At 44.0% G+C, this 22733-nt stretch carries 21 protein-coding genes; 11 read left to right on the top strand and 10 right to left on the bottom strand.

All coding sequences use genetic code 11. The features are described 5' to 3' along the window. Window positions 1-20: 20 nt before the first annotated feature. Together ispA and xseB are read right to left on the bottom strand one after the other, a co-directional pair. On the bottom strand, window positions 21-905 hold the full coding sequence (gene ispA / locus IQO02_RS06305; RefSeq protein ID WP_010436376.1) for a (2E,6E)-farnesyl diphosphate synthase: 885 nt from the start codon (window positions 903-905) through the stop codon (window positions 21-23). A gap of 20 nt (window positions 906-925) precedes the next feature. Beyond that, entirely contained in the window at window positions 926-1168 is a 243-nt protein-coding gene (gene xseB, locus IQO02_RS06300) for an exodeoxyribonuclease VII small subunit (protein ID WP_010436379.1), read from the bottom strand. A gap of 298 nt (window positions 1169-1466) precedes the next feature. On the opposite strand from xseB, the gene pomA reads away from it, so the two are divergent. The 7 genes from pomA (at window position 1467) to rlmM (ending at window position 8620) form a co-directional block, all read left to right on the top strand. Continuing rightward, a complete protein-coding gene (gene pomA / locus IQO02_RS06295; RefSeq protein ID WP_004734406.1) occupies window positions 1467-2231 on the top strand; it encodes a flagellar motor protein PomA in 765 nt (254 codons plus the stop codon). A 12-nt stretch (window positions 2232-2243) separates the two neighbouring features. Continuing rightward, a complete protein-coding gene (locus IQO02_RS06290) occupies window positions 2244-3191 on the top strand; it encodes a flagellar motor protein MotB (protein WP_016767602.1) in 948 nt (315 codons plus the stop codon). 318 nt (window positions 3192-3509) lie between these two features. Beyond that, window positions 3510-4958, top strand: coding sequence for a tRNA uracil 4-sulfurtransferase ThiI (gene thiI, locus IQO02_RS06285; protein WP_016767601.1), 1449 nt, complete (start codon window positions 3510-3512; stop codon window positions 4956-4958). Window positions 4959-5619: 661 nt separating this feature from the next. Next, window positions 5620-6528, top strand: coding sequence for a transcriptional regulator GcvA (locus IQO02_RS06280; protein ID WP_010436387.1), 909 nt, complete (start codon window positions 5620-5622; stop codon window positions 6526-6528). Then, complete coding sequence (locus IQO02_RS06275) at window positions 6521-7144, top strand: alpha/beta fold hydrolase (RefSeq protein WP_010436389.1); 624 nt, start codon at window positions 6521-6523, stop codon at window positions 7142-7144. The genes IQO02_RS06280 and IQO02_RS06275 overlap by 8 nt, the downstream gene beginning before the upstream one ends. Beyond that, the gene (locus tag IQO02_RS06270) at window positions 7134-7532 is read left to right on the top strand and encodes a DUF423 domain-containing protein (protein ID WP_010436391.1); all 399 of its coding nucleotides are present in this window, start codon (window positions 7134-7136) and stop codon (window positions 7530-7532) included. Before IQO02_RS06275 ends, IQO02_RS06270 begins: the two co-directional genes overlap by 11 nt. Further along, the gene (gene rlmM / locus IQO02_RS06265) at window positions 7529-8620 is read left to right on the top strand and encodes a 23S rRNA (cytidine(2498)-2'-O)-methyltransferase RlmM (protein WP_010436393.1); all 1092 of its coding nucleotides are present in this window, start codon (window positions 7529-7531) and stop codon (window positions 8618-8620) included. The genes IQO02_RS06270 and rlmM overlap by 4 nt, the downstream gene beginning before the upstream one ends. A gap of 81 nt (window positions 8621-8701) precedes the next feature. On the opposite strand, the gene xni is transcribed toward rlmM, so the two are convergent. From xni to queF, 5 genes are all read right to left on the bottom strand, one after another. Next, window positions 8702-9475 (bottom strand): flap endonuclease Xni, encoded by a 774-nt coding sequence (gene xni, locus IQO02_RS06260; protein ID WP_010436394.1) that lies wholly within the window; start codon window positions 9473-9475, stop codon window positions 8702-8704. A 145-nt stretch (window positions 9476-9620) separates the two neighbouring features. Continuing rightward, the gene (ppnN, locus tag IQO02_RS06255; RefSeq protein WP_010436397.1) at window positions 9621-10985 is read right to left on the bottom strand and encodes a nucleotide 5'-monophosphate nucleosidase PpnN; all 1365 of its coding nucleotides are present in this window, start codon (window positions 10983-10985) and stop codon (window positions 9621-9623) included. 312 nt (window positions 10986-11297) lie between these two features. Beyond that, the gene (locus tag IQO02_RS06250) at window positions 11298-12863 is read right to left on the bottom strand and encodes a GGDEF domain-containing protein (protein ID WP_016767599.1); all 1566 of its coding nucleotides are present in this window, start codon (window positions 12861-12863) and stop codon (window positions 11298-11300) included. Window positions 12864-12981: 118 nt separating this feature from the next. Next, window positions 12982-15240, bottom strand: a complete 2259-nt coding sequence (locus tag IQO02_RS06245; RefSeq protein ID WP_016787763.1) for a tetratricopeptide repeat protein — start codon at window positions 15238-15240, stop codon at window positions 12982-12984. 58 nt (window positions 15241-15298) lie between these two features. Continuing rightward, on the bottom strand, window positions 15299-16144 hold the full coding sequence (queF, locus tag IQO02_RS06240; RefSeq protein ID WP_016767598.1) for an NADPH-dependent 7-cyano-7-deazaguanine reductase QueF: 846 nt from the start codon (window positions 16142-16144) through the stop codon (window positions 15299-15301). Between the two features lie 131 nt (window positions 16145-16275). Here queF and syd point away from each other — a divergent pair, with 131 nt between their 5' ends. The 3 genes from syd (at window position 16276) to IQO02_RS06225 (ending at window position 19217) form a co-directional block, all read left to right on the top strand. After that, window positions 16276-16821 carry a SecY-interacting protein gene (gene syd / locus IQO02_RS06235; RefSeq protein WP_010436408.1) on the top strand — a complete coding sequence of 182 codons (546 nt, stop codon included), beginning with the start codon at window positions 16276-16278 and terminating at the stop codon, window positions 16819-16821. A gap of 4 nt (window positions 16822-16825) precedes the next feature. Further along, window positions 16826-17602 carry a Zn-ribbon-containing protein gene (locus tag IQO02_RS06230; protein WP_016799525.1) on the top strand — a complete coding sequence of 259 codons (777 nt, stop codon included), beginning with the start codon at window positions 16826-16828 and terminating at the stop codon, window positions 17600-17602. Between the two features lie 409 nt (window positions 17603-18011). Continuing rightward, window positions 18012-19217, top strand: coding sequence for a carbohydrate porin (locus IQO02_RS06225; RefSeq protein ID WP_010436412.1), 1206 nt, complete (start codon window positions 18012-18014; stop codon window positions 19215-19217). Between the two features lie 90 nt (window positions 19218-19307). Here IQO02_RS06225 and IQO02_RS06220 read toward each other — a convergent pair whose 3' ends face one another. The 3 genes from IQO02_RS06220 to metN form a co-directional block, all read right to left on the bottom strand. After that, window positions 19308-20117, bottom strand: a complete 810-nt coding sequence (locus tag IQO02_RS06220; protein WP_016784976.1) for a MetQ/NlpA family lipoprotein — start codon at window positions 20115-20117, stop codon at window positions 19308-19310. Between the two features lie 66 nt (window positions 20118-20183). Beyond that, the gene (locus tag IQO02_RS06215) at window positions 20184-20867 is read right to left on the bottom strand and encodes a methionine ABC transporter permease (protein ID WP_004734372.1); all 684 of its coding nucleotides are present in this window, start codon (window positions 20865-20867) and stop codon (window positions 20184-20186) included. After that, a complete protein-coding gene (metN, locus tag IQO02_RS06210) occupies window positions 20857-21891 on the bottom strand; it encodes a methionine ABC transporter ATP-binding protein MetN (RefSeq protein WP_016787760.1) in 1035 nt (344 codons plus the stop codon). The genes IQO02_RS06215 and metN overlap by 11 nt, the downstream gene beginning before the upstream one ends. Before the next feature lie 240 nt (window positions 21892-22131). Between metN and gmhB the strand changes: the two genes are divergently transcribed. Then, window positions 22132-22683, top strand: a complete 552-nt coding sequence (gmhB, locus tag IQO02_RS06205; protein ID WP_032544876.1) for a D-glycero-beta-D-manno-heptose 1,7-bisphosphate 7-phosphatase — start codon at window positions 22132-22134, stop codon at window positions 22681-22683. The last annotated feature ends 50 nt before the right edge of the window (window positions 22684-22733 follow it).

Here is a 22733-nt window from a genome sequence, read left to right as displayed (position 1 = left end):
GGTAATGCGCGCTTATTGTCTTAGTTCTTGCGCTCGATGACGTATCGGGCGAACTCTTCGAGTGACTGGGTATTGTATGGGATTGCAGCCAAAGCTTGAAGCGCTTCCTGTAGCAGAGTTTGCGCTTTTTCTTGAGCGCCCTCTAAACCTAACAAAGAAGGGTAGGTGCTTTTGTTCAATTCTTGGTCAGAACCCTGTGGCTTACCCAAAGTTTCCGTGTCGCTGGTGATATCCAAAATATCATCTTGAACTTGGAAGGCTAACCCGATGGCATCTGCGTACCTATCTAATTGAGGCATTACTTCTAACGCTTTTTCACCAGCAGCGAGTGCACCTAATCGAATGGCACTCTTCATTAAAGCGCCCGTTTTATTTCGGTGAACTTCTTCTAATTCTTCTAGCGTAACAGCGCGGTTTTCGGCTTCAATATCAAGCGCCTGACCAATACACATACCTTGAGCACCAGAGGCTTCAGCTAAGCGTTGAATCATTCGAACGCGATTGCTTTCCCCATCAGCACTTAACGTGCCTTCCGCAAGTATAGTAAACGCGAGAGTTTGTAGTGCATCGCCAGTTAAAATAGCGGTCGCTTCATCAAATTTGATGTGACAAGTCTGATGACCACGGCGCAGTTCATCGTCATCCATCGCCGGAAGGTCGTCGTGAATCAGAGAGTAGGCATGAATACATTCGATTGCAGAAGCTGGAGTATCGAGCTCTTCAGCCGTGCACCCGAGCATTTCCCCTGTAATGTAGACAAGAAATGGACGCGCACGTTTGCCGCCTAAAAGCAATCCATAACGCATTGCGTTGATAAGATTTTGATTTTGGTGTGGCAGGCGATCAAGCCAAAGGTTCAGTTGCTCGTTATTACGTGCTTGATAAGACAATAACGTCTCGATCATAGGGGATCTCATACAATTTGTTATTCAGGTTGTGGGTTAAAGTCGCTAAGTTCTGCATTTTGATCGTTTTGCAGTAAGATGCTAACGCGTTGTTCTGCATCGTTTAGTTTACTTTGACCGGCTCGAGCGAGGGAGATACCTCGTTCGAATTTTTTCAGCGCATCATCTAAAGCTAGATCACCATTTTCTAGTTGATCAACCAAGCCATCAAGCTCTTCGATTGCCGCTTCAAAGCTCATATTTTCAGGTTTCTTAGTAGCCATAATAAATCTGCGTTTGGAAAGATGAACGAACGTTACCCTAGGCCGCTGATATGGTCAAATGTAACAAAGGAATTTTGCTAGAAAGTTCGTTTTTAAGGGGCTTGAACTCACTTTGATTGAATAACCTTAGCTTTATCGAGTTTATGCGCTACGTATAGGGGTAAAGTCTGCGAATAGTAGTGACTCAAAAACGAAAAGTGTGATACTTAAGCCAAGAATTTACTAAAAGATCTTATAGTCTGGCCGATAAAAAGATTATCGTCGACGTAGAGCTACAAAAAAGCATGAGGAGTGCTCAGTGGATTTAGCAACCCTAATAGGTTTGATTGGTGGATTTGCCTTTGTAATCATGGCAATGATCCTAGGTGGAAGCCTCGGGATGTTCTATGACACGACATCCATTTTGATCGTGGTGGGTGGTTCAACGTTTGTTGTTCTGATGAAGTTCACCATGGGACAGTTCTTTGGTGCGACTAAAATTGCCGGCAAAGCATTTATGTTTAAAGCCGATGAGCCTGAAGATCTTATCGCTAAAGTTGTAGAGATGGCAGATGCTGCACGTAAAGGTGGCTTCTTGGCACTTGAAGAGATGGAAATCAGCAACAGTTTCATGCAAAAGGGTATCGACTTATTGGTGGATGGCCATGATGGTGATGTGGTGCGTGCAGCACTGCAAAAAGACATCGCATTAACGACAGAACGTCACGAGCAGGGCGCGAAAGTGTTCTCTGCATTCGGTGATGTTGCCCCTGCGATGGGTATGATTGGTACCTTAGTTGGTCTGGTAGCCATGCTTTCGAACATGGATGATCCTAAAGCGATCGGTCCTGCGATGGCGGTTGCACTCTTAACTACGCTTTATGGTGCAATCCTTTCGAACATGGTGTTCTTCCCTATTGCCGACAAGCTTGCGCTGCGTCGTGACCAAGAAACACTAAACCGTCGTCTGGTGATGGATGGTGTTTTAGCGATTCAAGATGGCCAGAACCCACGTGTTATCGATGGTTACCTGAAGAGCTACCTAAACGAAGGTAAGCGCACGATTGATGGTGAACCCGCGTAAGAGGAATTGAAGATGGATGAAGAAAATCCATGTAAATGTCCTCCTCCGGGGTTACCTCAATGGATGGGGACATTTGCTGACTTGATGTCACTGCTGATGTGTTTCTTCGTACTGCTGCTCTCATTCTCTGAGATGGACGTACTGAAGTTCAAACAGATCGCGGGCTCGATGAAGTTTGCGTTTGGTGTACAAAACCGTTTAGAAGTGAAAGACATCCCGAAAGGGACCAGCATCATTGCACAAGAGTTTCGCCCTGGTCGTCCAGAGCCAACACCGATTGATGTGATCATGCAGCAAACCATCGATATTACTCAGCAGACGCTGGAGTTTCATGAAGGTGAATCTGAGCGTGCTGGCGGCACCATGCGTGACCAAGGCAAGATGACCGGAGGCAAGTCGCCAGAGGTTTCGACTCATGACAATCAAAACTCTGAGTCAGACCAACAGCAACAACAAGCTGAAGCTCAATCGCAAGAGATGGAAACGTTGATGGAAAGCATCAAGAAGGCGTTGGAGCGAGAAATCGACCAAGGCGCGATTGAGGTGGAAAACCTTGGCCAACAGATTGTGATTCGAATTCGTGAGAAGGGTGCATTCCCATCGGGTTCTGCTTTCCTACAGCCGAAGTTCCGACCTTTGGTGAGACAGGTGGCTGAACTGGTGAAAGATGTTCCGGGTATTGTTCGAATCTCAGGGCACACTGATAACCAAAGGCTTGATTCTGAGCTGTATCGCTCGAATTGGGATCTGTCATCTCAGCGAGCCGTATCTGTTGCTCAAGAGATGGAGAAGGTTCGTGGGTTCTCTCATCAACGCTTGAGAGTTCGTGGTATGGCTGATACTGAGCCTGTAGAGCCGAATGATACGGAATGGCAACGCAGCCTAAACCGCCGCGTAGAGATCAGCATCATGCAGGGCGAGCCACTATACAGCGAAGAAGTTCCAGTGGTTACTCAATAATATCGCGTGCTCATATGATTTAGAAAGCCCAACCTTATGATGAGGTTGGGCTTTTTATTTTAATTCGTCATGATTAACTGAGTTCAAATTTGTGTACCTATGACACTACGATGGTGAACAGAGATGCTATTTTTAATAAGGTGCGTATTTATTACTGGCGCTAAAGCACGCACTCTTTTCCTTGTTTCCTTTTCTCATGTATAATCCGCGCCCTTAGATTTAATATTGATCTACTATTGCTTCAATAACTATGTGAAATGACCTTTTACGTGGTGATGAACCTATTAAAATTGTGAACCTTATTGGCGTGAAAGTACTATGAAATTTATTGTTAAGCCCCACCCGGAAATTTTTGTAAAAAGTGAATCGGTGCGTAAGCGCTTCACAAAGATTCTAGAACGTAATATTCGCACTATTCTTCAGCGTCGTACTGAGTCTGTGGCTGTTTTCAACCGTCGTGACTACATCGAAGTGACGTCTGAGAGCGACAAATACTTTAAAGAAACACTCGAAGTATTGACGCAAACTCCGGGTATTCATCACTCCCTTGAAGTTCAGCAATCAGAATTTAAAGACCTGCACGATATTTACGAGCAAGTTCTTGAGCGCAGCCGTGGTCTTATTGAAGGTAAGACTTTCTCTGTGCGAGCTAAGCGTCGCGGTAAACATGATTTTACCTCTATCGAGCTAGAGCGTTACGTAGGTGGTGGTCTAAACCAAGCGGTAGACTCAGCAAAAGTAAAACTGAAAAACCCAGATATTACCGTTAAGGTTGAAGTCGAGAACGGCAAGCTAAACCAAGTGATTGAACGTCATAAAGGCCTAGGCGGTTTCCCTCTAGGTACTCAAGAAGACCTACTAAGCTTGATCTCTGGCGGTTTCGATTCTGGCGTTTCAAGCTACTTGCACATCAAACGTGGTTCGAAAGTGCATTACTGCTTCTTTAACCTAGGTGGTCCAGCACACGAAATTGGCGTTAAGCAAGTTTCTCACTATCTATGGGACAAATACGGCTCATCGGCCAAGGTGAAGTTCATCTCTATCGATTTTGAACCTGTAGTCGCAGAGATTCTTGAGAACGTTGAAGACGGCCAAATGGGCGTGGTTCTTAAGCGTATGTTCATGCGCGCTGGTGGTATGGTTGCAGAACGCTTGGGTATTGAAGCGCTAGTAACCGGTGAGGCGCTTGGCCAGGTTTCTAGCCAAACGCTAACTAACCTTCGCCACATCGACAACGTGACCGATACGTTGATTCTTCGTCCACTTATCAACTGGGACAAAGAAGACATTATCGACCTGTCTCGTAAGATTGGTACTGAAGACTTCGCGAAAGTAATGCCAGAGTACTGTGGTGTTATTTCTAAGAAGCCAACAGTGAAAGCGAAGAAAGGTAAACTAGAAGCGGAAGAAGCTAAGTTTAACTTTGAAGTCCTGGATCAAGTGATCGAGAACGCTCGTATTATGGATATCCGTGACATCGAGAAAGAGAGTCAAGAGCAAGCTCCTGAAGTTGAACAAGTTCAAGCCGTTGCTGAGCACGCTGTCGTTCTAGATATCCGCAGCCCAGACGAGGAAGACGAAAGCCCACTAGAGATCGATGGTGTTGAAATTAAGCACATCCCGTTCTTCAAGCTTTCAACTCAGTTTGGCGACCTAGACCAAGCGAAAGAATATTTGCTGTACTGTGACCGTGGTGTCATGAGCCGTCTACAGGCACTTTACCTACAAGAGCAAGGTTTCCATAACGTTAAGGTTTACCGCCCATAGTGGTGTGCTAACCGAATTGCTGAATACTTTGCAAAGCCGCTTACTGAAAAGTAAGCGGCTTTTTTATTTCTATTGAGAATGCTCTACAGTACTGAGGCATAGTCGAGAGTTTGGTGCGCGATCTATATGCTCTGATTTCATATGTTAAATTGTTGGGCTTGAAGCGGGTTTTTGTGACGCTGAAAATATGAGTATCTTGAAGGATTCTGTTAGTTTTTAGTGCGATTCAATGATTCGATTTGTATGTGTTCAGTTGATTATTTGAGTGCTTGTTTAATTCTGTGATTAATGATGAAAAATAATAAAGATTAATTAGCACAGCTATTGATAAACTTGTTGCTACTTTTCTTTGCACATAAAAAAACACCGCCCATAAGGCGGTGCAAACAAATTTGACAGACAGGTCAAAATAAATACAGGAAGTACATGCCTCGTTCCAGTATAGAACTGCAACAAAACATTTGGTAGAACTCTACCCAACTCGAAAAGAACGAGTTTGCAAACACAACATCGCAGGAGCTAAACCAATTGATTCTAGAGAGAATCAAGCCGTTCAGGCTAGCTGCTGCGGGATGAAATATAGAATTTCTCTGGCCGCTAGGCAATGGACAAATTATAATGTTTCAGATAAAAAAAACTAATGCTTATTTAGAGAGTAACTATGTCTCGTCGATTACCCCCATTAAACTCGTTAAGAGTGTTTGAAGCCGCGGCTCGACACTTGAGTTTTACGCGTGCTGCAGAAGAGTTGTTTGTTACTCAAGCTGCCGTCAGTCATCAGATCAAAGCGCTTGAAGAATTCTTGTCTTTGAAGCTTTTTCGTCGAAGAAATCGTTCTTTGTTGCTTACTGAAGAAGGGCAAAGCTACTTCTTGGATATCAAAGATATTTTCACATCACTGGCTGAAGCGACGGATAAAGTGCTTGAGCGAAGTGAGAAGGGCGCATTGACCATCAGCTTACCTCCAAGCTTTGCGATTCAATGGTTAGTGCCAAGACTTGCTGACTTTAATCAACAAGAGCCTGATATTGATGTGCGAATCAAAGCCGTTGATATGGACGAAGGCTCGCTGACCGATGACGTAGACGTAGCTATTTATTATGGTCGAGGTAATTGGTCGGGACTTAGGGCCGATAAGCTTTATCAAGAATATTTAATTCCTTTATGCTCACCTTCGGTGTTGCTTGGGAGCAAGCCGTTAGAAACGCTCAGTGATTTGGCATGTCATACGTTACTGCATGATACTTCTCGAAAGGATTGGAAGCAGTTTGCTAAGCAAAATGGCATCGATGGCGTGAACGTCAATCACGGTCCTATCTTTAGTCACTCAACCATGGTGTTGCAGGCTGCGGCTCACGGCCAAGGCATTGCATTGGGTAATAATGTATTAGCCCAGCCTGAAATAGAGGCGGGTCGTTTGATTGCGCCTTTTGACGAAGTGTTGGTGAGTAAGAACGCTTTCTATGTGGTTTGTCACGAGAAACAAGCCGACATGGGACGCATTGCGACCTTCCGTGACTGGATGCTAGCGAAAGCGCAGAGCGAACAAGAGGATTTACTCGATGAATAACGTCATCATTGATGGTGAAGACAATCCAATCACCTTTATCTTTGCACATGGCGCAGGCGCAGGTATGGAGCATGAATTCATGCAGTCGGTGGCAAAAGGGTTGGCCTTTAAAGGGATACGAGTTATCCGTTTTAATTTCCCTTACATGATTAAACGTGCTGAAGATGGCAAGCGTCGTCCACCTGACAGAGCGCCTAAGCTGCTTGAAGCTTACCAAGAGATTATTGAGCAGGTTGATGCTGATAAGCTTGTTATTGGCGGAAAATCGATGGGAGGACGCATGGCGAGCCATTTGTCTGAAGTTGATAAGGTGGCAGCAATGGCGTGTTTAGGCTTTCCTTTCCACCCTCCAGGTAAGCCTGAGAAGTACAAAGGTGAGCATCTTGCTGAGTTAGAGAAACCTTGTTTAATTTTACAAGGTGAACGTGACACCTTCGGTAAGCGTGAAGAGTTTGCTGATTTTGAACTGTCTGGTTCTATTCGTGTTGAATTTATTCCCGATGGCGACCACAGTTTTAAGCCTCGTAAGAGTTCTGGCTACACCGAACAGCAAAACATAGCTTTAACCGTTGAGAAACTATCGGCGTTTATCAAAGAGGTGCTTAATGAGAAGTAAGTATTTACTCACCTTTACCGGTATCTCTGGTGCAATAGCCGTAATGCTAGGTGCCTTCGCCGCTCACGGCCTGAAAGCTATTTTATCTGAGTATCAGCTAGGCGTGTTTGAGACTGGCGTTCAGTACCAGTTTATCCATACTCTGGCGATATTGGCGTGTGGCGCTCTGTTACAGATGAAACTTGGCGCTAAATCACAAAAATATTTTTTCATTGCGGCAATTTGCTTTATCATCGGCATCCTTTGTTTTAGTGGCAGCCTTTATGGGTTAGCACTGACAGGAATAAAATGGTTTGGCCCTATAACACCGTTCGGTGGTCTACTATTTATCATTGGTTGGGGAGTCTTCTCCTTCGCTGCTTTGAATATAAAAGAGGTAACTCAGTGAAACACGTACTACTTTATTGTCGCTCTGGTTTTGAAAAAGAATGTGCTGGCGAAATTCAAGACAAGGCAACACAACTGGAAGTGTTTGGTTTTCCTCGCCTAAAGAACAATACAGGCTTTGTATTGTTCGAATGCTATCAAGCAGGTGAAGCAGATAAGTTGATCAAAGAGGTCGACTTCCAATCTCTGATCTTTGCTCGTCAAATGATCGCGGTAGCGGTTGAAATCAAAGACCTGCCAACCGATGACCGTATCTCTCCAATTCTTGAGGCGCTTTCTGAGAAAGAAGGTTTCCCACGTTGTGGCGATATCCGAATTGAAACGCCAGACACCAATGAAGCGAAAGAGCTTTTGAAATTCTGCCGTAAGTTTACTGTGCCAATGCGTCAAGCTATGCGTGGTAAAGGCCTGATGACAGCGAAAGACAATGTTAAAAAGCCTGTGCTGCACTTATGTTTTATCGCTCCGGGTCACTGTTTTATTGGTTACTCTTACCCAACCAACAACTCACAGTTCTTCATGGGCATTCCTCGTTTGAAATTCCCATCAGATGCACCAAGCCGTTCTACATTGAAGCTAGAAGAAGCATTCCACGTATTCATCCCTCGTGATGAGTGGGACGAGCGTCTGGCTCCGGGCATGTGGGGCGTAGATCTAGGTGCGTGTCCAGGTGGTTGGACTTACCAATTGGTTAAGCGTTCTATGTTTGTTCACTGTGTTGATAACGGTATGATGGCAGATAGCCTTATGGAAACGGGTCAAATTAAGCACCACATGGTAGATGGCTTTAAATTCGAACCTGACCGTAAGAACGTGACTTGGATTATCTGTGATATGGTTGAGAAGCCAGCTCGTGTTGCTCACTTGATGGGTGAGTGGATTATCAAAGGCTGGGCGAAAGAAGCACTGTTCAACCTTAAACTGCCAATGAAAGGCCGTTACGATGAAGTACTGCAAGATATCGAGAACCTAAAACAGTTTCTGATTGATAACAAAGTTAAATTCAAGATGCAGGCGAAGCACCTTTACCATGATCGCGAAGAGATCACGGTTCACATTCAGTCACTTTCGAATATCTCACCGTACTAATATTTTCATTAGTATGTCAGTGATAAAGAAAATGCTCCTTTAAGGGGCATTTTTTGTATCTGCTCATCGCATTATCGGGAGTTAAGAATGAGCTTCGTAGCGAATGTCTTGAAGATTGAAGCCCAAATCTATATCAGTTTTTAGAGCTGAAACCAACTTGCACACTCGTGCGGATTCGATGTGTTCATCGAACTTCTTACGATATTTTTTAGGTAAATCTTCAGCTAGGAATGCGGCTTCAATATCGGGATAAGTCGTTAAGATCTCTTTGGCTGCTTTTGGTCCCACGCCTGGGATCCCAGGTACTTGGCTTGAACTAACGCCCGTTAATCCCCAGTAATCTGCAAGTTGCTCTGGTTTTACGCCGAACTCAGCTTCGATAAAGGGCTTATCTAACCAGCGATGTTGGAAGTAATCGCGGATCTGTAGTGTAGGTGATAACAGTTGGCAGTAACCTTTATCGGTAGAGATTATCGTAACTTTTTCACCATGGTCAGCCACTTTTTTTGCGAGTGTTGCTACTAAGTCATCAGCTTCATCGCCATCAGATAACAGCGAATCAATACCTAATTCCCACCAAGCTTGTTGGATAGCATCGAGGCCTTTCAGTAATGGCTCAGGCATTGGCTTTCGGTTTTGTTTATAGGCAGGAAGGACTTCTGCACGCCAGCCCCGATCTTGTAAGTGGTGATCGAATACCGCGATGATGTGAGTTGGTTTAGATTCCGCAAGAATCTTATTAAGAGTACGAGTCGTGGTAGTGATGGTTCTTGCTATATCGGTTGGATCCGGCTGAACTGAGTGAACGCGTCGGATTAGGTTCAAGGCATCGATAATAACAAGATGGATAGACATAAGTTTCCACTAAATAGGCAATAAATAAGGGGCTGCTAGCCCCTTATAGTAACGTATCACTTGGTGAGTTGAAACGCTGGTGACGTAAACGTCATGACTTGTTTAGCTTTATGCTTACGGCTTTGTTATCAGTCAGATATTATCATCAGCTGCTTGGCGCAATTTTATAACAAGGAACGTAGTCGGTACCACCCGGCAGTTTCATTCGATCTTGTTCAACAAAATCATTTAGCAGTTGATCCATCTTAGTCATCAACTCTTTGTCGCCATCAATGAGGAATGGCCCATGCTTCTCAATCTCCAGAATACCTTCGGCTTTGACGTTACCTGCCACAATACCTGAGAACGCTTTACGTAAATTCGCAGCAAGGCTCTCTGTTTTCTGATCCATGTGCAGATCGAGTGCCGCCATAGATTCGTGAGTAGGGTCGAAGGGGAGTTGGAACTCAGGCTCAATATGCAGTGACCAGTTGTAGCTGTAAGCATCGCCTGTTTCTTTACGGTGAGAGCGTACATCTGGCATTGCTTGCTTCATAATTTTCGCAGCACGTGCTGGATCATCAATGACAATTTCATAGTGCTTTTGCGCTTCTTCACCCAATGTTTCACCAATGAACTTATCAATTGAACGGAAGTAAGCCTCGCTCTCTTTAGAGCCAGTTAGAACGATAGGCATCGGTTGGTCTGCGTTGTTTGGGTGCATCATGATACCTAGGATGTACAGCAGTTCTTCGGCGGTTCCTGGGCCTCCAGGGAAGATTATGATGCCATGTGCCATACGAACAAACGCTTCAAGACGTTTCTCGATATCGGGCATGATCACCAGTTCGTTCACTATCGGGTTTGGTGGCTCAGCCGCAATGATTGATGGTTCAGTTAACCCTAAATAACGATGTTCAGTATAGCGCTGCTTAGCGTGACCAATAGCCGCACCTTTCATTGGCCCTTCCATCGCACCTGGTCCACAACCCGTACAGATGTTGAGTTCACGTAGGCCAAGTTCATTACCGACTTCGCGAGTATATTGGTATTCAGTGGCATTAATTGAGTGACCACCCCAGCACACGATCAGGTTCGGCTCAATGCCGGGTGTGAGTGCTCCTGCGTTTCTCAAAATACCAAACACAAGATTGGTGATGTGAGTTGCGTTGGTGAGGTTAAGCCTTTGGTTATCGGCCAAGTGCATGTTGACGTAGACAATGTCACGCAGCACTGAGAATAGATGTTCTTGAATACCCTTGATGATTTCACCGTCGACAAAGGCATGCTCTGGTGGGTTGCTTAGTTCGAGCTTGATACCACGCTCACGACGCACCACTTCAACATCAAATGACTGATACTTGTCGAGCAATTCTTTGGAGTTGTCGGTGTGGCTACCCGAGTTCAGTACCGCTAACGTACAGTTACGATACAGTTGGTACAGATCACTAGATGCGGTTTTTTTAAGACGCTCAACTTCAAGTTGAGAGAGTAAATCCATGCTACCGGCAGGGCTGATATGAGTGATCATAGTGCCTCCTTGTTGAGAAGAGCAGAGGCGACTTTTGAAGTGACCCTCTGGCTCGAGAGTGAGAAGCAAACGTTGAAAGTGTTTGGTTAAAGGTGAGAAGAGTTAACCAGACGAAACGGTTACGACAGCGTTGCTTTATGGATTGTATGGAATTGCTTAAGGGCTAATATCGAGTTGCTTAAGATCTTATAAACAGCATGACTTGTCAAGAATGCTTGTTAAGCGAATGTTAATCATAAGCTTAGCAAACATTGAGGGAATTGGTATGTGATAAGTATTTGAAAAAAAGAAATAAATTAAATCAGGCCTAGTTTAATTCCAAACCAATTGGTTAGTACCACGTTGTTTGGCTTTGTTTAGCGTTTTATTGAGTCGCTCTAGTACTTCTTCAGGTGTATCTGACTCTTTGAATTGAGTACTTGCTGCACACAAAGTAATCGTGATTTGTTGGTCACGGAACTTAAAAGGTAAACGGCTGACTTGAGTCTGGATGTTTTGAATTACCTGGTGGCAATATTCATCCGTTTGCTCTGGTAATAACAAGATAAATTCCTCACCAGAAAAACGAGCCACACTATCGGTAGCACCGGTCTCTTTGGTGATGGTTCTTGCGATAATTTTGAGTGCTTTGTCACCCGCTGTATAACCAAAACTATCATTGATGGCTTTGAAATTGTCGATGTCGAGCAGTACAACACGCAGTGAGTGTTGCGCGCGAATCCAACGGCGGTATTCAAGTTCTAAGCGATCGGTAAAGGCGGTACGATTGTAGACCTTGGTGAGCGGGTCAAGCAACATACGCTGAGCCTGATCTTCTAAACGCTTTCGATAGTCTTGAGTCACTTCATAGAGCGAGTCTAACTGAGTTTTCCCGTAATTCATTCTCTCTATCAGAGCTTGTTCTTTTTGCTCTGCATGATTCAATCTTTCAGAAAGAGAGGCGATTTCACTAAGCAGAGGATTAATCGTCTGCTTTAAGTTATCAATGTCCGTTGCTTTATCTACAGAACTCTGGCTCTTGATGACAAGCTCATTTAGCTCAGAGTTCAGGCCTTGGCGATGCTTAAAGTAGCTTTGGCTTTGGTCTGCATTTTGATCTGCGGTTTTGATGCTAGACGCGAGTGAAGAATTAAGCTGGTCAATAAACTGTTCAGACTTTTTACGCTCTAGATTGGTGCCCTCTATGACTAGTTTGAGAATTTGAAGCGTCAGCTCAAGGAGGTTTTGTGTAGAAACACCAAGCAGCAGTTTGGCTCGAATATCGGTAAGTAGCTCACCCGATTCACCCTCAAAATCGAGTTCGGTGATCAGATGTTGTAATTCGTTTGATAAGTCGGCAAGGAGTTCTTGTTCAGGCGATTGCGCAGCGTCGGCAAAATGAGTACGAGAGTTGTTCGCCATGATCTTTATGGCACGCTCGTAAATACCGAGGAGTTTCATGGCGTGGTCGACTTTCTGACTGCCATTGCATTCGGAGAAGCTAAGTAAGTTTCGTAGATCACGTTTCAACGGTGCTGGTAGGCCAGTTATGCGTTGTAGCGTTTCTCCACTGTGCTTAATGCTATCATCCAGATATCCGTTCTGTTTATCCATAGCCAACGTCTTCTGCTTGAGCATTCTTTCTATGACTGCCAATTTAGGGATCATCGAGCTGATGTCTTTTTGCTTTTCTAGCTCTTCCCTAAGGGCAATGAGGTTTTCATCTAAATAACTGTTACTACCAACGCACGCATCACTTAAAGATGTGACGATGCGCTTAAGAACTTTTTGCTCTCTAATAAATTTGAACGAGGTGTCTCTTTGCGTCAAGCGAACTTGCTCCAACTGAAATTTCAGTTGGTGGAGTTGCGCCTGAATGTCTTTTTCAAGAATGCCCATAGATGTATTAATTAGCGCCGCGTAGATCGATCACGATCATTTAGATGAAATTCCGTTGCATCGATAATAACAAAACTAAAAATAAGGTCACGACTTGCAAGTCTTAACCGCTCGCAATTCAGTCATCTTTTAGCATTTTTTTGATGTTGTCCTCATTCTGGTACGACGATTGTATTTTTATTAACCCTTGATTAATGGCATGTTTACAAGCTTCTCGTATGTTACCAGTTGCAAGGCTTGCCGCTGGTGCGTTATCGATAGCTTTGAGGTATACCCATTGGCTAGTGCGTTCTTTCAAGCTGATTTCACGCGCTAGGTTGGTCGACATCAACAATACATCTAATAGCTCTTGGTCATTAATAGCGGTGTAAGCTCGTGGTAAAAACGGGTAGTCAGCGATGCCCATTCGAATCGTTCGGTTGATATTACGTTCTGGCTCGAAGTCATTTACCCACGATTGAATCTTTAGGAACATCGCTTCTGGTGATGAATCACGATCTGAATTTGGCTCTATATAAAGCAAGTTCGCATCTGAGAAATGATAGACGCGAGCTGGGCCTTCCAGTTTTGATTTTAAGAAATCACCGAAAGCATCTTCGAGCTCTAAGCCCGCTTTATAACCATTTTGCGTATACATGTTGCGCAGGAAAGGTAAGTCAATCATAACGAAGCGTAAGCGGTCGTTTAATGGTTCATAAATCAACTCCCCAAGCTGCCATTGCTCGAAGGTTTGGCTGGTTTGCTCTAACGAATTTGAGAGCTTAGCATTGAGCATTCTTAGGTTCGGAAGCTTTGAACGTGAGTGCGTAAAAAGATCAGTACGCAGCGAATCCACTTCTTTAGCTAAGGTTTGGATGAGGTAGCCTCTGCGTAGTACAAAGAAGAATAGGACGATGCTGAACAGAAATAGGGCGAAGGATATCTTTTGGAATTTACGATGCTCTAACTTATACCTTTCTAATTCTTGCGCTTGACCAGCGTAGTGCAAAGTTTGTTCAGCAAACTCTTTCTGCTGACGGAATGCATCCTCACCTACACGATTTAGTTTTTGCTGCTCTAAAGAAACTAACCTATTGTACTGCTTGAGATTCGCTAATGCTTGTTGAGGACGACCTGCTTGTTCATAGCCTAAGGACAGTAAGTAATACGAACGCTGTGACAGGTGCATATTTTCTATCTGACGTGAAATTTCAAGTGCACGTGTCGCATGCTTGATTACGTCATCGCTCTCTTGTAGATGATAAGCTAACCCTGCCGACAGCAGCGCAGCGCGGCCTTCCAGTTTTGGAATATCTGTGTACTCCAACAGCTCAAGAGCGCGTGTTAGGTATTGTTCTGCAAGAGGGTAGTTATAAAGGCGTAAGTAGGTAGCTGATAAACTCAGACGAATATCAATGACTTGTTGGATATCTCGGTCGGTGCTTTCATGGTCCAAAACGTTGAAGAAATGCACTAACGCAAGGTTATATTTTCCTTGAAAGAAGTATACATCACCCATTTTTTTAAGCACTTGTGCCAAAACAGGTGAGTTTTCAAAGTTATCATAGAAATCAGCAGCTTGAGATAAGTGCTCGAGAGCTTTATCTAACACTTGGCGTTCAAAGAAAAGCTGAGCAAGCAGGCGGTTTACTTTTGCTAAGCGTGAGCTCAGATTACCTTCTACGGATTTCCAGTAGCCATACAACAACTCAGATAGTGCGTGGTTGTACTCTTTATGGGTTAGATAAAATTCACCGACCGCGATGTGGTAGTCGATAGTCACTTTTTCTGAGTAACGCTGATCGAGGTAGGTTTTCGCTTCTTGGTAGAACTTCTCGGCTTCATCGACCTTATTGTCATAAGAGGCAATATCAGCTTTCAGCATGATCAAACGATAGGTAATACCTTCTGTTAAACGCAAGGTTTTATTCACCGATTCTAGGTTTGCTTCGATACTCGCCAGCTCTGTTTTTGCTTTGGCTGATTTCCTGTCACTCAGCCAAAGTAAGCGTACTTTTAGGATCTCAAGATCCAGTTTTAGGTACTCAAGCTTATAGGTTTTCGCAAGCTCAAATGCTTTGTCGATATGTTGAATCGCAATATGAATATTACCAAGGTTGTATTCTGCTTTCGCTAATATCTTGTAGGCATCAATACTGCTGTTTGGGGTTCTGATCGAAGAGTCTGTCTCTTCGCGAGAAATAGCCGATGGGCTTTTCTCGCTTTGGTCTGAAAGGATACGTAGCGTTAGGTAGCTGTTCGCCATTTGTTTTGCTTGGCTCGGCTCTATCTCAACCAAGTTATTGGCTTCATTAAGCAGCGCCGAAGAATAAACCGACGCATTAACCGACGTGCTTAAGCTTAAAATAAATAGGCTAAAAACGTATAACCAACGCATTTCAATATCCCTTTAAAGATTGGGTAGGTTCAAATAAGTGTGGGTGGTTCCAGCCTAATTACTGGCGGGCCATACGCTTATTGTGGCTTGGTCTATCTTGCTCTGTTGAACGGTATGGATTGATATCCAAGCCACCACGACGCGTGTAACGTGCAAATACGGTGAGTTTCGATGGTGCGCAGTATTTCATGATATCCGTAAAGATACGTTCAACACATTGTTCGTGGAACTCGTTGTGTTCACGGAAAGAAACTAAATAGCGCAGCAGTGCTTCACGGTCAATTTGCTTACCTGAATATGCGATCTCAACGCTGCCCCAATCGGGTTGATTGGTGATTAAACAGTTCGACTTCAATAGGTGGCTGTGCAGTGTTTCCTCAACATTTTGCTCGCTAGCAGCTCCTTCTAGCAGTGACGCTTCAAAATCGTAGCTGTTGATTTGGATGTTTTGATTGTCGATACAATCGCCTTCCATCGTCACGATAGGCTGGTTGGTGTAATCCGTTACTGAATTTACATTTACAATCACCGTTTCGCCTGCACATGCAGACAAATCTTGAGTAAGACGTTCAGTGACTTGGTCCCAGTTTTCGAATTGAGTCTGGTTGTAGCTGTTCAAATAAAGCTTGAAAGATTTTGATTCAATTAAATTTGGGCTAGTTGCTGGGATGAAAACTTCACCGACAGCCACTTGTGGCAGGCCATTGGTGTTAAGCCATGAAAGCTCGTACATCGTCCAAATATCATGACCAACAAAAGGCAGCTCGCCGTTTAGCGCAAGATCATCACGATTCAGGCTACGAGGTACTGGTTGCAATAAACTTGCATCGTATTGGTTAGAGTACTCAGTTTTTTGGCCTAGGGTTAAACCCGCTAGCTCTTTTGCGTCAGAATATTTGCTCATACTTTCGTTTCAAATTCGATTAGAATGGGATCGATTTTACTGAATCCCCATTACCCTGTCATTAAGTCATCGCTTAATCGGTGCGGAAAGGGCTCGGATTCTATTTATTATTTTGTGTTTAGGAGATTTTCATGACTCAACGTGCTCAAGACGCACTGTTTTCTTTTAGTCAGCGATACGTTGATACGTGGCAAAAGCAACACCAGAGCTTACCCCGTAACGAGGAGCTTGTGGATATCGTATCGCCATGCGTAGAAGAAAAGAGTGGCGACGTCGTGTTATGGAAAAGCTATCCACGTGAGCAATTTGCTGATTTTACCAATGTTGAAACTGGCATTGAATTAACCCTGCATGAAGACATCAAAACCTTCTATGGTGCGCAATACAGTGCTGATATGAACGCGACGTTTGATGGCAATGAATTGACTCTATTGCAGATTTGGAGTGATGAAGACTTCGAATGCCTACAAGAGAATATTCTGGGTCACCTTGTGACTCAACGCCGTTTAAAACTTAAGCCGACCGTATTTATTGCTGCAACAGACGCTGAACTGGATGTTATCTCTATCTGTAACTTAACGGGTAACGTGATTCTAGAACGCTTAGGCACTAAAAATCGTGATGTATTGGCCGAGACATTGGCAGAATTCTTAGACAAGCTACAACCTGCGGTATAAATAGATGTACGTACTAGAGCTTCAATTTGAGTGTTTTGATAACACAACGGTCAGCGCTGTCGATAAGGCGGTTAATGGCTTGATGGATGCACTTCGTTATAACGGACAAGTGTTAGGTCGTGAGTTTCCAATCGTGATGGGCGACGGTGAATTCTATGTTCGCGTTGTGTGTCCTGAGCAAGACAGTTTACATCCGCGTAATCACTCAGACTTCGTAAAAGTGTGTTTTGAGCGCTTGTCTAACGCGAGCCTTCTTGCGCCTAAAATGCGTTTGTTGGGTCGAGATCTTAATTCCGAAGAAGTTGCAGAAGATGAAACGCCAAGTTGGCAGGTGTTATACACGACATTCGTTCATACCTGTTCGCCGCTGCGCAGTGGTGATAGCTTGCTGCCAATCCCTTTATATCGCAACCCACCAACATTCAATGGTGACCATAAAGCCGTACTGAAATGGCAGACAGAATGGCAAGCTTGTGATGAAGTACAAATGGGCGGTGGTTGCCGTGCAGAACACGCAACGCTAGCGGAGATCAGTGATACCAAAAGCGTATTGTTCAAACGCGGTTGGGGCTTGAGAGGGCGCATTGAATATCTCACGAAGATCCCAACTTATTACTACTTGTACCGTGTGGGGGGCATTAGTTTAAAGGCCGAGAAAGAGCGGAAATGCCCGCAGTGTGGTGGTGAATGGCTGCTAGATGCACCGACCCACGATATTTTCTATTTCAAGTGTGATGACTGCCGACTGGTGTCAAACATCTCTTGGGATCACCTAAAGTAACCTTCTAGTGTATATTTAAGCGTCATATTTTAGGTGTCGGAGTGCTAATTAAGTGCTCCGATATTCATTTTTATCATTTCTATATTAAAAATTCAGTACCTTGCTTCATGTTCGGTACTGTGGCCTCATGACTTACCTTAGCTCTATTTTTCTTACTCCTCATTGTTTATCTCTTTCTCCTTTTAATACGAGCAGAGCGTGATATTCAGCTCTTTCTGTAGTGCCAATGTATTCATTTAAATAATCCTACACCCATCAACTTTCAGTCATCTCAATAGTTAGCCTGATCACAATAATCAATCAGTTCTCTTTCAATTTATATTCTTCCCAATATAAATGGGATCGATCCCATGGGAATGTTCCCATTTATAATAAAATAATCTGATTCAAGATCTGAAAGGAATGGACGATGAAACTGTTACCTATTGCTGCTGCACTCTCTACTGTCTTACTTGCACCTAATTTATACGCTGACGAAACCACACCATTGGAGTTTAATGGCTACATGCGCGGGGGTGTTGGCTTGAGTAATGAAGGCGGTTCAAATAGCAAATGGGAGGTGAGTAAAGTAGGCCGACTCGGCAACGAAAATGACCTATATGGCGAGTTTGGTTTTAGAAAAGAAGTGTATGCAGAGGACGACGTTTCATTTTTAGTTGATTCCATGTTGTCGTACTGGCAAGGCCAAGATGAGAACGCTGCGGATAAAAGCGTGGATGTAGTTCAACTCAATGTTCAAGCTGTAGGGCTTTTTGAAGATAAAGGTATTGGTATTTGGGCCGGTGAGCGCTACTACCAACGCCATGATGTACACATCGTTGATAATTACTACTGGGATGTAAGTGGTATTGGTGCTGGTGTTGAACACATCAATATGGGCCCTGGTAAATTATCGGTGGCTTTGATTCAAGACACGGTTACGGGCGATGTGTTTGATGGCAAAGAGACCACAGCCATGATTGCTGATATACGTTATGCGGGTATTCCATTGTGGAACAATGCGGATCTTGAGGTCGGTATTGATATGAACTTCGCCAATGAAAAGCAGGGTCAAACGGTGGACGCGGATGATAGTGTGATGCTGACGGCCAGTCTAAATCAAAACCTAGCGGGTGGCTTCAACAAAACCATTCTTCAAGTTGCTAACTCTGGTTATGCAGAGCAGATGACAACCTTTGGTACAGGTAAGGGCATTGTTCGTGATGCAAACAACAATGATGCTGACGGCTTTCGATTGATTAACTGGGGTGTGCTTGCTATCGGTGAGAACATCGAATTTGGCCACACGGTTCGTTATGCCGCGTCATCGGGGGTTGGTGCGAATAACAGTGATGATGAGTCGTTCAGTGCAGTAATACGACCGCTTTATAAGTGGGACAAGCGCATGCGTACCATTCTTGAAATTGGTGGCTTTGTTGAAACTATTGATAACCAAGACGGCGCGGGCGGCAAGTTCACTGTCGCTCAAGCTTGGGTACCGCAAGTGGGTTTCTGGTCACGTCCTGAATTTCGTATCTTTGCGACTTACCTAAATGATGCTGAAAATGATAATGCTTTCGGTGAAGGTAAGAACAGTGAAATGAGTGTTGGCATGCAAGTGGAAGCTTGGTGGTAAGTCGAATTTTCTTGTAAATCGTAACCAATAAAAAGGGGCTGATGTTATATCAGCCCTTCGGGTATCTATACCGCGCTGTAGTTTAGTTGATTACCAACCTTTAACCACACCACCTTGGAAGATGTCAGAAGCTGCGTTGTACACTTCTTCAGTTTGGTAAGCTTTAACGAAGTTTTGTACGTTTTCTGCGTTTAGATTGTCTTCACGAGAAACGATTAGATTCACGTAAGGAGAGTCTTTGTCTTCAACGAATACACCATCTTTTTGTGGAGTCAGGTTGATAGAACTTGCGTAAGTTGTGTTGATGATAGACAAAGCTACATCATCAAGAGAACGCGGCAGTTGTGCTGCGTCTAGTTCAACAATTGTAAGATTCTTAGGGTTCTTAACGATGTCACGAACTGTCGCTAGAAGGCCTGCACCTTCACGAAGCTCAAGTAGACCTTGTTGCTCAAGAAGCAGCAGAGAACGACCTAGGTTAGTTGGATCGTTTGGTACAGCAATGCGCGCGCCGTCTTGGATTTCGTCAACAGATTTCACTTCTTTAGAGTAACCCGCGATTGGGTAAACAAACGTGTTACCAGCGATAGTCAGTTTGTAGCCACGGTCAGTAACTTGCTGATCTAGATACGGTGCGTGTTGGAATGCATTGATGTCGATAGAGCCGTCATCTAGAGCTGCATTTGGTGTTACGTAATCTGTGAAAGTCACTAGTTCAACATCTAGTCCGTACTTTTCTTTCGCCACTTTAGCTGCAACTTCAGCAACTTGTGCTTCTGCACCTGCCATTACGCCAACTTTTACTTTAGAAGTATCCACTTCTTTATCGCCACAACCTGCTAGTACTAACGCTGATGCCGCTGCTGCGATAGTAAGTAAACCTTTAAGGTTAAATTTCATAATAATCTCCTTTTAATAAATCTATCTAATTTGGTTTCGATGACTCTAATCTTTAATCGTGAGCCTTTATCTGTGGTCAACGCGGCGAACTAATGAATCACCGATTGATTGAATAATTTGTACAAGCACAATCAACATCACTACTGTCACTGCCATGATGGTCACATCGTAACGGTGAAATCCGTAACGAATCGCGACATCACCTAGACCGCCGCCACCTACAGTACCGGCCATTGCTGAATAGCTCACCAGAGTCACGAGTGTAATCGTTACTGAGTTGATGATAGTCGGTAGTGCTTCTGGAAGCAGAACCTTGTTGATGATTTGAGTCGGTGTTGCGCCCATGGACTGAGCGGCTTCCACTAGACCTGTGGGCACTTCAAGTAGTGCACTTTCGATAAGTCTAGCAACAAAAGGTATAGCGCCGATCGTCAGTGGAACAATCGCTGCTGTTGTTCCGATGAAGGTACCAATCAGCATCTTAGTCAGTGGGATAATAGCAACCATCAACACTAAGAAAGGCACTGAACGACCTACGTTCACAACCGCACCCAAAATTTTGTTTAGTTTGGTGTTCTCTAGCAAACCACCTTTTTTAGTCGTGTGTAGAATCACGCCTAATGGGATACCGACGGCAAAGCCAACGATGCCTGCGACTGCAACCATGTAAAGCGTTTCGCCTGTTGCGCCTAGTAGAAGGTTACCGTTAAGGCTGATCCAGTCAGCAATCTCGTTGAAACTAAAGGACATAACCAAGCACCTCTACTTTTACATTGTTGTCGCGTAGGAATTGTATAGCAGCATTATCATTTGCTTCATTACCGAACAGTTCAGCTACCATCATGCCGAACTTTACGCCGCCAGCGTAATCAAGATCTGAGCTTAGGATGCTAACATCGATATTGAATTTACGAGCGATTTGCGTCATTAACGGTGCATCAACGGTTGCTCCTGTAAACTCAAGACGTACCAATGGGTAACTGCTGTTTACTCGAGTTTCATGTAAACGCGCTTGGTAATCTTCAGGAATCGTCAGGTCCAGTGTTGAGCGAATAAACTGATGTGCTAGCTCTGTTTTAGGGTGAGCAAATATTTCACCTACGGTCCCTTTTTCTACTAGTTCGCCGCCGCCGATGATTGCGACTTCGTGACAAATGCTTTTAACCACGTCCATTTCGTGAGTAATCAGTAAAATAGTGATGCTTAATTTACGGTTGATTTCACGCAGTAGCTCAAGGATAGATTGAGTCGTGGCTGGATCCAAAGCACTGGTCGCCTCATCACAAAGCAGTACTTTTGGGTCAGATGCCAGTGCGCGAGCAATCGCGACACGCTGCTTTTGACCACCACTTAGGTTTGCAGGGTAGGTATCGCGCTTATCAGCAAGACCAACCAACTCAAGTAGCTCACTGACTTTTGCTTCAATTGCTGCTTTATCTTTACCTGCAAGTTCTAAAGGCAGTGCTACATTGTTAAATACAGTGCGAGAAGACAGCAAGTTGAAGTGCTGGAATATCATGCCGATGTTACGACGTGCTACGCTAAGTTCTGATTTGTTGAGTTTTGTCAGGTCGATTCCGTCAACAATCACTTCACCCGACGTTGGGGCTTCCAACATGTTTACACAGCGGATAAGAGTACTTTTGCCTGCACCTGAAGAGCCGATGACTCCAAAGATTTGACCTTGAGGAATATGGAGGTTGATATCAATTAAGGCATTGATTTCTTTAGTGCCTTGATAAAAAACCTTATTGACTTGATTCACTTTAATCATAGAGAAACCCGTGCCGGTAGAACAGAATAATATGTCGATAGCTCGCTCGATTTACAGACGATGCTATGGTGTTCTATGATCTAAGTCAATAGATATTTTTACGTCTAGATGGCTAAACGCCGATTGTATGGCTAAGCTGGAAACAAATCGTTAACGAACGCAAAACTAAATAGATAGTGATGAAGCAAATAAAGCGTGTAATAATTAATGATTAATAGAGAGTTGATAGAGAACAAAATTTTGTCTAAACCTGCTGTTTTTTTAGATCGTGATGGTGTGATTAACGTTGATCATGGCTATGTACATGATGAGCATGACTTTGAATACATCGATGGTGTGTTTGAAGCGGCGAAAGCGTTTAAAGATATGGGCTATTTATTGGTGCTAGTGACCAACCAGTCAGGCATTGCTCGTGGTATGTTTAGCGAAGACCGTTTTCTTTCTTTAACGCAGTGGATGGATTGGAACTTTGTTGATAACGGCGTTGAGCTTGATGGCATCTATTACTGCCCGCATCATGCTGAACAAGGCTTAGGCGACTACAAGCAAGATTGTGAGTGCCGTAAACCAAAACCAGGTATGTTCATTTCTGCTCGTGACTTTCTTAAGATTGATATGGCTAACTCAGTCATGATCGGCGACAAAGCTGAAGATATGATGGCTGCAGAAGCGGCAGGTGTTGGCACTAGAGTGTTGGTAAGGACCGGTAAGCCAGTCACTGAAAAAGGTGAAGCGTTAGCCAGCGTAGTACTTGATAGCATTAAAGACGTACCCGCTTTCTTGAAAGGTTAAACGTTCTATTTATCACTAAGGTTTTTCTAACCTGAGTCTAAACTAAGTGT

Origin of the sequence: Vibrio sp. OPT24, from assembly GCF_015163545.1 — a bacterium.
Classification (GTDB): domain Bacteria; phylum Pseudomonadota; class Gammaproteobacteria; order Enterobacterales; family Vibrionaceae; genus Vibrio; species Vibrio cyclitrophicus.
The sequence above is the reverse complement of the archived record's forward strand: the minus strand, read 5'-3'. Positions and strand labels throughout refer to the sequence as shown.